Origin of the sequence: Sphingobium sp. SYK-6, assembly GCF_000283515.1 — a bacterium.
Lineage (GTDB): Bacteria > Pseudomonadota > Alphaproteobacteria > Sphingomonadales > Sphingomonadaceae > Sphingobium > Sphingobium lignivorans.
On sequence record NC_015976.1, the window covers coordinates 2,639,002 to 2,653,540 of the forward strand.

A 14,539-nucleotide genomic window follows, 5' to 3' on the forward strand; every position below is an offset into this window, starting at 1 on the left:
CACCCGCGATGCGGCAGAGTTGACCGCGCCGTCAACCTCTGTCTCTTAGCAACGCGATGCGGGGTAGAGAACAAAGCAGTCTGGAGGAGGCGGTCCGGTCCTACGCGCTGTGGTGGCGCGATGCGGGACTGCACTGCGCGACCGAATCCGGCGCCCATGGCTGGCGGACGGCGCGTCCGGCGCCGTTCTGGCAGGAGACGCCGGGTGCCGATCGGGCGCAGCCGCCCGAAATATCGGCGGCGCCTGCCCTGACGACGAGCACGGTCGCGCACGCCCCTGCCCCGGCCGCCATTGCCACGCCGATGCCGGGCGATCTCCCCGCTTTCCTTGCCTGGCTCGCCAGTGATCCGGACCAGCCGGAAGCTACATGGAGCGGCCCGCAGATCCTGCCGCCGCTGCGCGAACAGATGCGCTTGCTGTTCATCGTCGAGATGCCATGGGCGCAGGCGAGCGACAGCGAGACGGTACTGGCGCCCGAGCAGCGGCATTTCGTCGAGGCGATGACGGCCAGCCTGGGGCTGAACGCCGATGACATGGCAATCGCCTCGCTCGCAACACGGCGCCCGCCCGGCTCCCTGCTCGACGAAGCGACGCTGGCGCAGCTCGCGGGGCGGATGACGCATTATCTGGGCCTTGCCCGGCCCGGCGGCGCCGTGATCCTGAGCGATCGCACCAGCCGCGCCCTGATCGGCGCGCCATGGCGGCCGGGCATGGACATCCTGCCCGAGATCGCCCATTCAGGCGGCGGGACGAGCGCGGTCGCGCTGCCCGGGCCGGATCTGCTGATGAACCGGCCGGCAGCGAAGGCCAGAAGCTGGCAGGCCCTGCGCCTGCTCCATGGGGTATTGAACGGATGACTCGCGCAAGGATGGCCGCGCTTCTCGCGGCGATAAGCTTCGGTGGACTCGCCGCTCCGGCAGCGGCGGCCCCGACGGCAGCGACGGCCATCGCGCAGAAAGGATCGGCGATCGTGCCGGTCAGCGCGGACGAGCGCGCGCGCTATGGCGTGGTGGTCGCCGCGCTCAATGACCAACGCTGGGCCGAGGCAAAGACCGCGATCCTCGCGCTCGACGAGACGGACAGCATGCGCGCGCACCTGCTCGCCGAACTCTATCTCGCCAAGGGCTCGCCGCGCGTCGAATTGTTCGACCTGCTCGACATTCTCGCCAAGGCGCCCACCCTGCCCCAGGCCGAGCGGCTCGCTGCCCTGGCCAAGAAGCGCGGCGCGCAGCTCCTGCCCGATCTGCCCGCGACCCGGCAGCTCATGTGGACCGGTACATCGCCCCAGCGGCGCATCCTGCGCGCGATCTCCGGCGATACCGCGGCCGACAAGCTGCGCGGCCAGCTTCTCCAGTATATCAAGGACGACAAGCCGGCGGACGGCGAATCCCTGCTCTCGATCGCCGAGGCGGACCTGACCATCGAGGGTCGCACCGAACTGCGCCAGCGGCTCGCCTGGTCCTATTATATCTGCGGTGACATCGCCAATGCCCGGCGCCTCGCCGACATGGCAGCGCAGGGCGGCAGCGGCGCCTTCCTTGCCCCGGCGCAATGGGTCGCCGGCCTCGCCGCCTGGCGCCAGAAGCAATGGAATGCCGCCGCCACCGCTTTCTACCAGGCCGCAGTCAACAGCGCCGACGCGGACATGCGCAGCGGCAGCTATTTCTGGGCGGCGCGCGCAGTGATGGCCGACCGGCGCCCCGAGCGCGTGAATGCCCTACTGCGCGCCGCCGCCCGCGACGAAGAGACCTTCTACGGGCTGCTCGCCCGCGAGACGCTGGGCCTCGGCCCGAGCGCCACGCTCGCGCGCGGGCATGTCTCGGCGGAGGAATGGGCCGCACTCTCGACACGCGCCAATGTCCGCAATGCCGTGATCCTCGCATCGCTCGGGCGCAGCGCGGAAGCCGACGAAGTGCTGCGTCACGAAGCGGCGCTGAGCGGTGATAGCCATTACACGGCGCTCGTCCATCTCGCGTCCGATCTCTCGCTGCCCACCACGCAGCTCTGGCTCGCGCAGCGATCGCCCAGCGGCCGCATGTCCGCCGCTTATGCACGCTATCCGCGCCCGGACTGGACTCCGGTGAATGGCTGGCAGGTCGACCGCGCGCTGGTCTATGCGCATGCCTTGCAGGAATCGCGCTTCCAGACCAACGCCCGCAGCCAGGCGGACGCACGCGGCGTGATGCAGGTGCGCCCCGGCACCGGCGGCGAACTGGCCGCCGACGCGGGCATGAGCTTCTCGGACGACCAGCTCTATGATCCCTCGGTCAGCCTCGCGCTGGGCCAGCTCTATCTCAAGAAGCTCAGCCGCATGCGCGCCACGGGCGGGCTGCTGCCCAAGGTCGTCGCCGCATACAATGCCGGGCCGGTGCCGATCGAGAAATGGAACGTCCAGGTGCGTGACGAGGGTGATCCGCTGCTCTTCATCGAATCCGTGCCTTATTACGAGACGCGGGCCTATCTGAACGCGGTGCTGCGCAATTACTGGATCTACCAGATGGACGAGAAAGGCACTTCGCCGGCGCTCGCGGCCATGGCGCAGGGCCTGTGGACCCGCTTCCCGGACAGCGGCCAGACCGTGGCGGTGCGCATGGAGCCCAGTGGGGTCGTCTTCGGTGCCCAATGATGACAGCCGGCCGTTTCTGCCGGTCAACATCGCGCTCCTGACCGTCTCGGACAGTCGCACTCGCCTCGACGACCGCTCCGGCGATCTCCTCGCCGAGCGCATCGCCACCGCCGGCCATGTGCTCAAGGCACGCGAGATCAGCCGGGACAGCGTCGAGGACATCCTCGCCCACATGCATCGCTGGATCGACGATCCGCAGATCGACGTCATCATCACCACGGGCGGCACCGGCGTGACCGGCCGCGACGTGACGCCCGAGGCGATCGAGAAGATCCAGGACAAGCCCATTCCCGGCTTCGGAGAGCTGTTCCGCTGGATCAGCTTCCAGTCGATCGGCACCTCGACCATCCAGTCCCGCGCCTGCGCCTGCGTCACGCGCGGCACTTATGTGTTCGCGCTCCCCGGTTCGACCGGCGCGGTGAAGGACGGCTGGGACCAGATCCTTGTGCACCAGCTCGACAGCCGGTTCCGGCCCTGCAACTTCGTGGAACTGATGCCGCGACTGCTAGAAAAATAAGGGCCCCCGCTGTCGCGGGAGCCCTTCGGACCGAGCCGTGCAGACCCGTGGCCCGGGAGCCCGGGGGCGAGCGCGGCCCGCCCCCAGGCGCTTACAAACCTTCGACGGCCTTGCTGACCAGAACGTTCACCGCGACGCGGCGGTTCTGCGCCTTGCCTTCTGGCGTCGTGTTGTCTGCCACCGGGTCCGCCATCGCCATACCGGTCGGCGTCAGCATGCGGTAGGGCTTCCAGCGGCAGGCCTGCTGCAGATAATTGACGACGCGCGCGGCGCGCTTCTCGCTCAGCACCTGATTGAAATCCTCGCTTCCGGTCGCATCGGTATATCCGATGACGAGCAGCAGGGCATTGTCCATGCCTTCGGCCGTCGCGGCGGCATTGCACAGATCGGCCTTCGCCTGCTCGGACAGGACGGCCTTGCCGGTATCGAAATTCACGTTGATCGTGTTCTTGACATTATACTGGTCAATATCGGCAACGCGGCCGCGCAGCGCTTCGGTGGCTGCGGTCTGCTCCTCGAAGCCCTGCGCCGTGCCGGTGCGGATCATCGCGGCGGTCTTGAAATCATTGTTCTTGAACGTGATCTGCCGTGCCACCAGCTCTCCGTTTTCCAGCTGGGCGGTCTTGATGGTCACCGGAAGACCATTGAGCAGCGATTCCGTCGTCGGCGTGGTGCGCCGGCCGAACAGGCCGCTGGTGGCCTTGAGCTTGGTCGCCTCGTCAAAGGCGACAACTGTCCGCGAGCCGTCCTCGGTCGTGACCTGCAGCCGGTTATCCTTGCGCGCGGAAATGAAGCCCTTGACCTCGGGTCCGTCGATCCGTTGCCCGTAGATATTGATGTCGTCGCCGGCGGCGACGTCGTCGCTGCCTGCAGCCTGCGTCTGCGCCATCAGGCCGCCGGAGACCGGCATGGCCAGCATGGCGAGCGCAAGAAGATGGTGACTGGGTTTTCCGGACATGAAACGCATAAAATTCTCCCTCGGACTCCCCTCCCTCGAACTGCCCCGGCTCAGGCTGTTCAGGGACACCTTTCTGCCAGATGAACCAACGAGGCGGAACGCGTGATCCTGCCGCCCATCAGAGTGGATCGTGCGACGACCTGATGCGAAACAGGGGCGCCGCTTCCGGATTCAGACCAGCAGAGTCCGCGCCCATGCCGCGATGCGCGCGGCCGGGATGGCTCCGGATCAGTAGCTCCGGCCGACGATCACCCGTTCCACCGCCGTCTCGCCGGTGAAGATGCAGGTGCCGGTGGCCGGCGCGGCGTCGAGCGGGGTGTTGCGCAGGGTGAGCTTCTCCCCCTTCAGCCACTCCTCGACCGCGTCGAGCGCGGCGCCGGTCGGCCTGGCCCATTCCACCTCGACCCAGCCGGGCTTGTCCCCTTCGAACGCGGCGGCGAGCGCGGCCTTGTCGGTCACGTCGCGGCGGATGTTCGCCTCGAGCCGGCTCTTCGCATCGGCGTGGAGCGTCGCCTGGATGTCCTTCAGCGTCTCGGCCGCGCGCGCGATGAAATCGTCCTTCGGGAGGATCGCGCTCGCGAGCTTGCCGGCGTCGTTGTAGAGCCGGTCGCGGCGCAGCACGGAGACGTTCCCCCCCGCGACATCACGCCCGCCCACCTCGACGATGATCGGTGCGCCCTTCTTCACCCAGGACCAGCGCTTGTTGGCGGCCTTGATCGGCTTGCGGTCCAGCAGCACGCGCAGCGGCTCGCGGAACACATCCACTTCGCCGAGCGCCTTCGCCAGCGCCGCGCAATAGGCAATCACCGCCTCGTCTTCCGGATTGTCGCGCAGCATCGGCACGATGACGACCTGCCACGGCGCGATCATCGGCGGGCAGCGCAGCCCGTCATCGTCGCCATGCACCATGATGACGCCGCCGATCATGCGGGTGGACGTGCCCCAGCTCGTGGTGTGCGCGAACTGCTGCTGCCCTTCCGCATCCTGATAGCGGATGTTCGCCGCTTCCGCGAAACCGGTGCCCAGATAATGGGACGTGCCGGCCTGCAGCGCCTTGCCGTCCTGCATCATCGCCTCGATGGAATAAGTGGCGACGGCGCCGGGGAAGCGCTCATTTTCCGGCTTCTCGCCCGCGATCACCGGCATGGCGAGCTCCGTCTCGGCGAAATCGCGATACATCTCCAGCGCGCGCATCGTCTCCTTGCGGGCATCCGCCTCGTCGACATGCGCAGTATGCCCTTCCTGCCAGAGGAACTCGCTGGTGCGCAGGAACATGCGGGTGCGCATTTCCCAGCGCACGACATTGGCCCACTGGTTGACCATGAGCGGCAGGTCCCGCCAGCTCTGCACCCAGCGGCTCATCGCCTGCCCGATCACCGTCTCCGATGTCGGCCGGACGACCAGCGGCTCCTCCAGCTTCGAATCCGGATCCGGCTGGAGCTTGCCGTCGATAGCCTTGAGCCGATGATGCGTGACGACCGCCATCTCCTTGGCAAAGCCATCGACATGGTCGGCCTCCTTCTCGAAAAAGGACAAGGGGATGAACAGCGGGAAGTAGCAGTTCTCAACCCCTGCCGCCTTGATGCGCGCATCCATCAGCTTCTGGATGCGCTCCCAGATGCCGTAGCCCCACGGGCGAATGACCATGCAGCCGCGCACGCCGCTTTCCTCGGCCAGATCGCCCTCGCTGATGACGGCCTGATACCAGGCGGCGAAATCCTTCTGGCGGGTGACGGGCAGGGCATGCTTGATATTGGGAATGCTCATCGCTGCGACTTCTTGGTGAGAAATGGACCGGAGACGGCCTTTAGAGCGGCCGGCCTCAAATAAAAAGCACTCGATAGGCCCGGGCTGCACGGGTGCAGCGATCGGGCAGTGGACCGCCGGCCGAGCGCGTCCCTCGGTGCAGCAAATGCATGTTTCGCAATCACCCGTGTCCTGCATGCAATAGCACGCGTCATAAAAGCAACAGGAGTTGGAAGATCGTCGATCTCCGGCGCCGTCAGCACGCCTTCCCGCTTGCATCGATCCACGCGCTTCGCTTGGGGGCAATCAGCCCGGGGCACCCACAACCTCGAGAGAAAGAGGAGAGAGACCATGAAGACATTGCTTGTTGCACCAGCGATTCTTCTCGCATCCACCAGCGCCTTCGCGCAGGGCACCCAGCCGCAAGGCTCCACCACCACCGCCGACACCTATGGCGACGAGATCATCGTCACGGCCCAGAAGCGCGAGCAGTCGCTTCAGGACGTGAGCGCCGCCGTGAGCGCGCTCAGCGCGGACCGCATCGTCAATGCGGGCGTGAGCAGCATCTCCGACCTGCAGACCATCGTCCCCTCCGTGAACTTCGGCAGCGACTTCAACCAGGCGAAGATCTTCATTCGCGGCGTGGGCGCCAACACGTCGACCACCGGCAGCTCGACCGGCGTCGCCTTCCATGTCGACGGCGCCTATGTGGCGCGCGCGGAAGCGCAGCTGACCTCGCTGTTCGACCTTGAGCGCCTCGAAGTGCTGCGCGGCCCCCAGGGCACGCTCTACGGCCGCAATGCCGTGGGCGGCTCGATCAACGTCATCACGGCCAAGCCCACCGCCACGCTGCAGGGCTATGGCCGCTTTTCCTACGGCAACTACAATGCCCTGACCGCGGAAGCGGCGGTGAGCGGACCGATCACCGACAGCATCCGCGCCCGCCTCGCGATCAAGACCGAGGATCGGGACGGCTTCGGCATGAATCCGGTCTCCGGCAAGGATGTCGACGATCTCAACCGGCGGATGGGCCGTGCGCAGATTGAGTTCGACCTCGGGCCGGAAGCCTCGCTGCTGCTCGCCGGCGAATATTTCCGCCAGAGCGACGCATCCGGCGCGATCCATTATCTGCGCGCGTCCTTCCCGGGCGTGGCGCGCCTCGCACCGCTCGGCGTGGGCGGCTATGCCACGCATCCGCGCGACCTCGCGACCGAATCCGATCCCGGCACCGAGACCGAGACCTATGCCTTCACCGGCACGCTCGAAGTGCCGCTGAACGATGCCCTCACGATCAGCAACATCGCGAATTACCGCTCGTTCAAGAGCTCGCTGTTCCAGGACCTCGACCTGTCCGCCGTCATCGACAGCCTGCCGACCAACGGCCAGGCAACGACCGTGCAGGAGCGCCGCATCGACAGCAAGCAGTGGAGCAACGAGCTGCGGCTGGGCCTGAGCTCGGAGTGGATCAACGGCACCATCGGCGTCTTCTACTTCCATGAGCGTCAGCGCCCGATCGACAATGTCGGCCTGCAGAACCGCAACGGCATGGCGCAGAACATCGCCGTGCTGGAAGCTGCCGGCATCAGTCTCGCTGAAGCCTATAATCTGTGCGGCTACTCGCCCGACGGCGTGACCGGCGGCAGCACGATCATCGCGCCCAAACGCGTGTGCACCAAGTCCAACCTGTCGACGGACGCCTTCTCCATCTTCGGCCAGTATGCCATCGGCCTTGGCATGTTCGGGGATGCGCTCTCCGCCTTCACGGTCAAGCTCGGCGGGCGCTGGAGCAGCGAGCATGTGGAATCGGAAAACCCGTCGATCATCATCACGCGCAATGGCCTTGGCCCCATCGTGCGCCACACGCCGGAAAGCACGCATGTCGAGAAGACGTTCCGCGACTTCACGCCGGAAGCGGGCATCGAGTGGAAGGCCAGCGACGACATCCTCGTCTATTACACCTACTCGGAAGGCTTCAAGGCGGGCTCCGGCGAGAATGCCTCGGGCAGCCGCACCATCGTGGACCCCGAGACGATCACCAACCACGAAGTCGGCATCAAGGCGAGCTTCGGCCGCATGCTCACGGTCAATCTCTCCGGCTACAGCTACACGCTGGACGGCCTGCAGCTGAACAAGACGATCGCCGGTGGCCCCAGCGGCTACACGACGATCTTCGAGAATGCGGCCAAGACCCGCGCCAAGGGCATCGAGATGGATGTGCTGCTGCGCCCTGCTCGCGGCCTGCGCCTGAGCGGCGCGGTGTCCTACACGGACGCCCACTTCGTCGACTATCTGACGCTCGATCCGCTCAATCCCGCCAACATCGCCGGCGGCACGCCCTATGATCCGGTGACCAATCCCGACCCGACCGCCTTCGGTGCGCCGGGCGGCGGCGAGATCCAGCTCGCGGGCAACGACACGCGCAACAGCCCGCGCTGGTCGTGGAACGTCCATGGGGAATATGACGTGGTTGCGCCGGTCGGCACCTTCACGCCGAGCGTCGACGTCTCGTACAAGAGCCGCACATATTTCAGCGAGTATATGCGGGAGATCGAGAGCAGCGCGGCTTATGCCATGGTCGACGCCTCGCTGGCCTATGAGACCAACGACGGGCGCATCCGGGCGCAGCTCTGGGCGAAGAACCTGTTCGACGTGTTCCGGCCGAGCAGCACCTTCGCGCTCGCAACGGGCCGCCTGATCGGCGTCACCTGGCTGCCGCCGCGCACTTATGGCGTGTCGATCGGCTACAAGTTCTGACGACGGAATTCCCGGGCGGCGTTCTTCGCGTCGCCCGGGAATGATTCATCCGGCGCTCTGCAGACGCCGTGGCCGACTACCGCCAGAAACCCCACGACTGGCGGCAGTGCCCTTTCACGCTTTCATGTGATGCTTCTCGCACGGGCGAGACAGGCTGTCGGTGCGCGCTTCCCCTTCGGATGAAGGCGCTCTTCCGGCAGCGATCAGCCGCCGGGCACCTCAGCGGCGATGGAAGGCTTCAGCCCCCGAGCTTGTCAATCTTGGCATTGAGCGCCGCCAGCTGCGCCTTGAGCTCGGCGACCTCGTCCGTGGCCGTCTCGGCCTTCGGCTTGACGGCGCCACCGGGCTTGAAGGCATTTGCGGCGGCATTCAGCATTTCCATGTTCCGCTTGGCAATCTCCGCGAAGGGGCCGCCGGCAAACGCGCCCTGCATGGCTTCCTGAAACTGCTGCTGGTTCTTGCGGAAGGCTTCCATGCTCGCTTCGAGATATTGCGGCACCATCGACTGCATGGAATCGCCATAGAGCGATATGAGCTGGCGCAGGAAGCTGACCGGCAGCAGGTTCTCGCCCCGCTGCTCTTCCTCCATGATGATCTGGGTCAGCACGCTGTGCGTGATGTCTTCCCCGGACTTGGCGTCCACGACGACGAAGTCGCGGCCTTCCCGGGTCATCTGCGAAAGAAGTTCTAGCGTGATATAACTGGAGGTTTCCGTGTCATAGAGGCGGCGGTTGGCGTACTTCTTGATGACAATGGTACCTGATTCGCCACCCGATTTCGTCCGCGCCATATCTGATCCTCCAACCTCCGGAGGCCGCAGCATAGCATCGATTCTTTCCGCATCGCAACATGGACCGCGTCCGCTCCCGCTGTTTCTTTCCATTTTGTGGTCCGTGACGGCACAGGATGCCGAATTGCGGCGACGCGCCTTCGCCGGCCTGCGGCGATATCAGAGCGCGCCGCGGCGGATCGAGCCCGATCCTCCAAGCCCCGTTGCGCAACATGGACGCGCCACCTTGCTCACGCGAAACGGCGATGCACAACAGGGCGCGAGGCCGGAAAGCGGGCGATCGCCGGTGATCCTCGTGCCCTCGCTCATCAATCCGCCCGATGTGCTGGACCTGACGCCGCGGCGGTCATTGCTGCGCTTCCTGCTGCGCGAAGGGCATGACGCCTATCTGCTGGACTGGGGACATCCCTCGCAGGCCGATGCACCAAGCGACTTGGCCGATCATGTCGAGGCGCTGCTGCTGCCGCTGGCCACGCGATGGGAACGGCCGCCGCTGCTCGTGGGCTATTGCCTGGGCGGCACGCTCGCTCTGGGTGCGGCTGCCCGGCTCGCCGCGCAGGGCCGACCCGCGGCAGGCGTCGCGACCATCGCCGCGCCATGGGACTTCTCCCGCTATGACGAAGCCTTCCGCACCCGGCTGGCGGCGACATGGGACAATGCCCGGGCCGGCTGCGAAGCGCTTGGGCTCGTGCCGATGGAAGTTTTCCAGTCGGGTTTCTGGTCGCTCGATCCCGAGCGCACGATCGCCAAATATGCAAAGTTCGGCGAGATGGAGGAAGATACCCCCGCTTATCACGGCTTCATCGCGCTGGAGGACTGGGCCAATGAAGGCGCGCCACTGACGCTCGGGGCCGGCCGTGATCTTGCGGAACGATGCTACGGCGCCAATATGACAGGGGGCGGCGCGTGGTCGATCAACGGCACGCGCGTCGATCCGGCGGCGCTGGACTGCCCGACGCTCGCGGTGGCGTCCACCACGGACCGGATCGTCCCCGCGACGACCACGCCACCCGCCGGCGAACGCATCGACCTCGCGCTCGGCCATGTCGGCATGATGATCGGCGGACGGGCGCAGGAAAGCCTCTGGAGAGGACTGAGCGACTGGCTTTCACGCTGCGGCGGCTGATGCTACAGGCGCCCGCGGACGACTGACACGCGCGCGGGCATGCCCTGCCCGCGCCTCAACCAAGGGATTCGTCAAGCATGACCGATATCGTCATCACTGCCGCCAAGCGCACACCGGTCGGCAGCTTCCTCGGCAGCTTCGCCGCCACCCCGGCCCATGAACTTGGCCGTGTCGCCATCCTCGCCGCGCTGGAGCAGGCGGGCGTTTCCCCGGCCGAAGTCTCGGAAGTGATCTTCGGGCAAGTGCTCACCGCCGCGCAGGGCCAGAACCCGGTGCGCCAGGCGGCCGTCAATGCCGGCATCCCGGTTGACCGGACGGCCTTCACGATCAATCAGGTCTGCGGTTCGGGCCTGCGCTCCGTCGCGCTCGCCGCCCAGGCGATCCGCACCGGCGACGCCGCGATCATGATCGCTGGCGGACAGGAAAGCATGTCGCTGTCCCCCCATGCGCAGCAGCTGCGCGGCGGCACCAAGATGGGCAATGTCAGCCTGATCGACACCATGGTGAATGACGGTCTGATGGATGCCTTCAATGGCTATCACATGGGCATCACGGCCGAGAATGTCGCCGAGAAATATCAGATCACGCGTGAGGCGCAGGATGCCTTTGCCACCGCCAGCCAGAACAAGGCGGAAGCCGCGCGCGCGGCGGGGCGGTTCGTGGACGAGATCGCGGCCGTCACCGTCAAGGGCCGCAAGGGCGACACCATCGTCGATACCGACGAATATATCCGCGCCGGGGCAACCATCGAGGCGATGGCCGGGCTGCGGGCTGCCTTCAAGAAGGACGGCACTGTCACGGCCGGCAATGCCAGCGGCCTCAACGACGGCGCGGCGGCGCTGGTGCTGATGAGCGCCGAGGAAGCCGCGCGGCGCGGCGCACCGGTGCTGGCCCGCATCGCAAGCTGGGCGACCTGCGGCGTCGATCCCTCCGTCATGGGCATCGGCCCGGCGCCCGCCTCCCGCAAGGCGCTCGAGAAGGCGGGCTGGTCCCTCGCCGACCTCGATCTCATCGAAGCGAACGAAGCCTTCGCCGCGCAAGCGCTGGCCGTAGGCAAGGAACTGGGCTGGAACCCCGACATCGTGAACGTGAACGGCGGCGCAATCGCCATCGGCCACCCGATCGGCGCCTCGGGCGCCCGCATCCTCACGACCCTTCTCTACGAAATGGGCCGCCGCGACGCGAAGAAAGGCCTCGCCACGCTGTGCATCGGCGGCGGCATGGGCATCGCGATGTGCGTGGAGCGCTGAAGGCGGATCGCGCCGGGGATCCCTGATTCCCGGCGCTTGTCCACCGACCTGAATAGCAGGGCCAGACCCCGCCATCCTTTTCCGGACAATTCTGCTCGCGGCCGCCGGAAAGCGACCTGTGGCATTCCGCAAACAAAGTGAGCGGCATTGCCTGTACAAGCGCCGCGCAGAATATCTTTTTTAGTTCTGCTTTCTAGCCAACGCAGTTACAAGCGAAGTGGAACATAACGAATCAATGGACGGGAGTGCTCGTCTATGCTGCCTGGTTCGACCGACGGCGACGTCACGCAAGTACAGAAGCTCGATCGGCTTCAGGCGATCATTGCTTCTGCCATGGATGCGATCATCAGCATCGATGCCGCGCAGCGCGTGATCTTTTTCAATCCCGCCGCCGAGCAGATGTTCGGCATTTCAGCGCCTGAAGCCATGGGTGCGCCGATCGAGCAGTTCATTCCGGAACGTTTCCGTGCGGGCCATGCGGCACATATCGTCCGCTTTGCCACGACCGGGGAGACCGGACGGCGCATGGGCGCGCTCGGCGCCATCAGCGCCCTGCGCGCGAATGGCGAGGAATTCCCCGTCGAGGCATCGATCTCGCAAGCCCAGGTGGGCGGCGAGCGCCTCTCGACCGTGATCCTGCGCGACATCACAGAACGAAAGGCCAATGAGGAAGCCCAGGCCTTGCTGGCCCGGGAAGTCGATCACCGGGCCAAGAACATCCTCGCGATCGTGTCCTCCCTCGTGTCACTCACCGAGGCCCCGACGCGCGAGGCTTATGCCGAATCGCTGGCAGGGCGCATCGCCGCCATGTCCCGCGCCCACGGCCTGCTGGCACGCGGACGCTGGAAAGGTGCGTCCCTGCGTCAGGTGGCGGACGACGAGCTCGGCACCTATGCCGATCTGGCGAACTTCACTTGCGAGGGTCCGGACGTCAAGCTCTCGCCCCGGGCGGTCCAGCCGGTGGGCATGCTCATCCACGAGCTGGCCACCAACGCCGTCAAATATGGCGCGCTGTCCATGTACAATGGCCATGTCCATCTCAGCTGGCAGCAGGTGCCTGGGAACGGCATCCATCTGAGCTGGCAGGAAAGCGGCGGCCCGCCGGTAACCGCCCCGGCGGAAATGGGTTTCGGCACCAACCTGATCCAGCAGATCGTGGACAATCAGCTCTGCGGTGACTTTGAGCATCATTGGGCCCGCGATGGCTATCGCCTGGAACTGAATCTGCCGGAGAGCGTTTTGCAAATCGGCACGGAGAGACGGCCGAGAGAAGGCAGGCCTGCAATGGGGGAACCGGTAAGACAGGAAGGCGCGTCCCAGCGCACTGACGACAGCGAGAAACTCGGCACGTTGCTCATCGTCGAGGACGAACCGCTGCTCGCGATGCAGATGTCCAAGTCACTGGAGGAGTATGGTTGGTCCGTTGTCGGCGTGGCCGGTTCCATCGAGGACGCCAATCGCATTCTTTCCGAAAAGAGCCGGCCGGATGTGGCCATACTGGATGTCGATCTCGGCGGAATGCCGGTGTTTCCCTTGGCGCGCTCCTTGCGGCGCCTCGGCATCCCCTTCCTGTTCTGCACCGGCTACGAGGATCTTGGCTACAGCCAGGAATTCGCCAATTGCCGCGCGATCAGGAAGCCGGCGACGGTGCTGCAGCTGATCCGCGGGTTGCGGGAAGCCGTGCGCGGGGCGCATGGCACCCTGACCATGGCGCCCAGCTCCTGATCAGCGCCAGACGCGCTCGTAGCGCGCGCCAAGGCCCGTCAACAACTCATATTGCGAGAGACCGGACTGGGCCGCCGCCAGCGTCAGATCATAGTCCAGCTCCACCCAGTCCCCCTCGCCCAGCGAAGGCACCTGGCTGACATCGACGATCAGGAGATCCATCGAGACGCGGCCGAGCACGGGCAGGCGCACGCCGTCGGCAAGCGCCGCGCCGGTAGAGGAGAAACCACGCAGATAGCCGTCCGCATAGCCGACGTTCAGCACCGCCACCTCCCGCTGATCGGGCGCGCGGAACGTCGCGCCATAGCCGACGATCGCACCACTCTTCACGGTTCGCCGCTGGAGGATCTGGGCACGCGGCCGCACGACCTGCGCGAGATGACCCGCCGCCTCCGGGCGCGGCACGCCGCCATAAAGCGCGAGGCCGGGCCGCGTGAGGTCGAAATGATAATCCGGTCCGAGCAGGATGCCGGCACTGTTGGCGAGGCTCAGGCGCTTCGCCGGCACCCGCGCCGCCACGTCATGAAACAGCGCGCACTGCGCCGCATTGAGCGGATGATCCTCGTCGGCGCAGGCCAGATGGCTCAGCAGCGTCTCGATTTCGAGCCCTTCCAGAAGATCGGCGGAGATATCCTGCGGATCGAGGCCCAGCCGGCTCATTCCGGTATCGACCATGAGGTCGCAGGGCCCGCCCCCGGCCGCTTTCCAGCGTGCGACCTGCCCGACACTGTTGAGCACCGGGCGCACCGGACAACCGCGCGCAAAAGCCATGTCCTCGGCGCGAACGCCATGCAGGACGGAAAGCGAGGCATCGCCCCGATGCGGCATCAGCGCTGCGGCTTCCCGCCAAGTCGCCACGAAGAAATCGCGGCAACCGGCAGCCTTCAGGTGCCTCATGACCTCGATGGCGCCGAGGCCATAGCCATTCGCCTTGATGGCCGCGCCGCAGCGGGCATCGCCGCTCCGCCGCGCGAGCCACTGCCAGTTGGACTTGAGCGCGGCACTGTCCAGATGCAGCGCGAGCGGCGCAGATGGAAGCTCGGTCAT

The 14,539-nt window shown here is 66.2% G+C and carries 11 protein-coding genes; 7 read left to right on the forward strand and 4 right to left on the reverse strand.

All coding sequences use genetic code 11. The features are described from left to right. Nucleotides 1–56: 56 nt before the first annotated feature. The 3 genes from SLG_RS12160 to moaB are packed head-to-tail and all read left to right on the forward strand — an operon-like array spanning nt 57 to nt 3,143. Entirely contained in the window at nt 57–857 is an 801-nt protein-coding gene (locus SLG_RS12160) for a hypothetical protein (protein WP_014076775.1), read from the forward strand. A gap of 11 nt (nt 858–868) precedes the next feature. Then, the gene (locus SLG_RS12165) at nt 869–2,626 is read left to right on the forward strand and encodes a lytic transglycosylase domain-containing protein (RefSeq protein ID WP_014076776.1); all 1,758 of its coding nucleotides are present in this window, start codon (nt 869–871) and stop codon (nt 2,624–2,626) included. After that, entirely contained in the window at nt 2,616–3,143 is a 528-nt protein-coding gene (gene moaB / locus SLG_RS12170; protein ID WP_014076777.1) for a molybdenum cofactor biosynthesis protein B, read from the forward strand. The genes SLG_RS12165 and moaB overlap by 11 nt, the downstream gene beginning before the upstream one ends. A gap of 91 nt (nt 3,144–3,234) precedes the next feature. Here the strand turns inward: moaB and SLG_RS12175 are convergent, their stop codons facing one another. Beyond that, nucleotides 3,235–4,110 carry an OmpA family protein gene (locus SLG_RS12175; protein WP_014076778.1) on the reverse strand — a complete coding sequence of 292 codons (876 nt, stop codon included), beginning with the start codon at nt 4,108–4,110 and terminating at the stop codon, nt 3,235–3,237. A gap of 219 nt (nt 4,111–4,329) precedes the next feature. Beyond that, nucleotides 4,330–5,868, reverse strand: coding sequence for a proline--tRNA ligase (proS, locus tag SLG_RS12180; protein WP_014076779.1), 1,539 nt, complete (start codon nt 5,866–5,868; stop codon nt 4,330–4,332). A gap of 330 nt (nt 5,869–6,198) precedes the next feature. Between proS and SLG_RS12185 the strand changes: the two genes are divergently transcribed. After that, a complete protein-coding gene (locus SLG_RS12185) occupies nt 6,199–8,601 on the forward strand; it encodes a TonB-dependent receptor (RefSeq protein WP_014076780.1) in 2,403 nt (800 codons plus the stop codon). Nucleotides 8,602–8,839: 238 nt separating this feature from the next. Here the strand turns inward: SLG_RS12185 and phaR are convergent, their stop codons facing one another. Continuing rightward, nucleotides 8,840–9,391 carry a polyhydroxyalkanoate synthesis repressor PhaR gene (phaR, locus tag SLG_RS12190; protein ID WP_014076781.1) on the reverse strand — a complete coding sequence of 184 codons (552 nt, stop codon included), beginning with the start codon at nt 9,389–9,391 and terminating at the stop codon, nt 8,840–8,842. A 103-nt stretch (nt 9,392–9,494) separates the two neighbouring features. Here phaR and SLG_RS12195 point away from each other — a divergent pair, with 103 nt between their 5' ends. From SLG_RS12195 to SLG_RS12205, 3 genes are all read left to right on the forward strand, one after another. Continuing rightward, entirely contained in the window at nt 9,495–10,517 is a 1,023-nt protein-coding gene (locus tag SLG_RS12195) for a thioesterase domain-containing protein (RefSeq protein ID WP_014076782.1), read from the forward strand. A gap of 77 nt (nt 10,518–10,594) precedes the next feature. Beyond that, the gene (locus tag SLG_RS12200; RefSeq protein WP_014076783.1) at nt 10,595–11,767 is read left to right on the forward strand and encodes an acetyl-CoA C-acetyltransferase; all 1,173 of its coding nucleotides are present in this window, start codon (nt 10,595–10,597) and stop codon (nt 11,765–11,767) included. A 255-nt stretch (nt 11,768–12,022) separates the two neighbouring features. Beyond that, on the forward strand, nt 12,023–13,492 hold the full coding sequence (locus tag SLG_RS12205; protein WP_014076784.1) for an HWE histidine kinase domain-containing protein: 1,470 nt from the start codon (nt 12,023–12,025) through the stop codon (nt 13,490–13,492). Here SLG_RS12205 and alr read toward each other — a convergent pair whose 3' ends face one another. Further along, nucleotides 13,493–14,539: an alanine racemase gene (alr, locus tag SLG_RS12210; RefSeq protein WP_014076785.1), complete on the reverse strand. Its 1,047-nt coding sequence runs from the start codon at nt 14,537–14,539 to the stop codon at nt 13,493–13,495.

Excerpts from the sequence above, each read along its gene's own strand:
- SLG_RS12205 (WP_014076784.1), top strand. The coding sequence starts at position 12,023 with ATGCTGCCTGGTTCGACCGACGGCGACGTCACGCAAGTACAGAAGCTC.
- SLG_RS12185 (WP_014076780.1), top strand. The coding sequence starts at position 6,199 with ATGAAGACATTGCTTGTTGCACCAGCGATTCTTCTCGCATCCACCAGC.
- alr (WP_014076785.1), bottom strand. The coding sequence starts at position 14,539 with ATGACCGAGCTTCCATCTGCGCCGCTCGCGCTGCATCTGGACAGTGCC.
- phaR (WP_014076781.1), bottom strand. The coding sequence starts at position 9,391 with ATGGCGCGGACGAAATCGGGTGGCGAATCAGGTACCATTGTCATCAAG.
- SLG_RS12175 (WP_014076778.1), bottom strand. The coding sequence starts at position 4,110 with ATGCGTTTCATGTCCGGAAAACCCAGTCACCATCTTCTTGCGCTCGCC.
- proS (WP_014076779.1), bottom strand. The coding sequence starts at position 5,868 with ATGAGCATTCCCAATATCAAGCATGCCCTGCCCGTCACCCGCCAGAAG.
- SLG_RS12160 (WP_014076775.1), top strand. The coding sequence starts at position 57 with ATGCGGGGTAGAGAACAAAGCAGTCTGGAGGAGGCGGTCCGGTCCTAC.
- SLG_RS12200 (WP_014076783.1), top strand. The coding sequence starts at position 10,595 with ATGACCGATATCGTCATCACTGCCGCCAAGCGCACACCGGTCGGCAGC.
- SLG_RS12165 (WP_014076776.1), top strand. The coding sequence starts at position 869 with ATGGCCGCGCTTCTCGCGGCGATAAGCTTCGGTGGACTCGCCGCTCCG.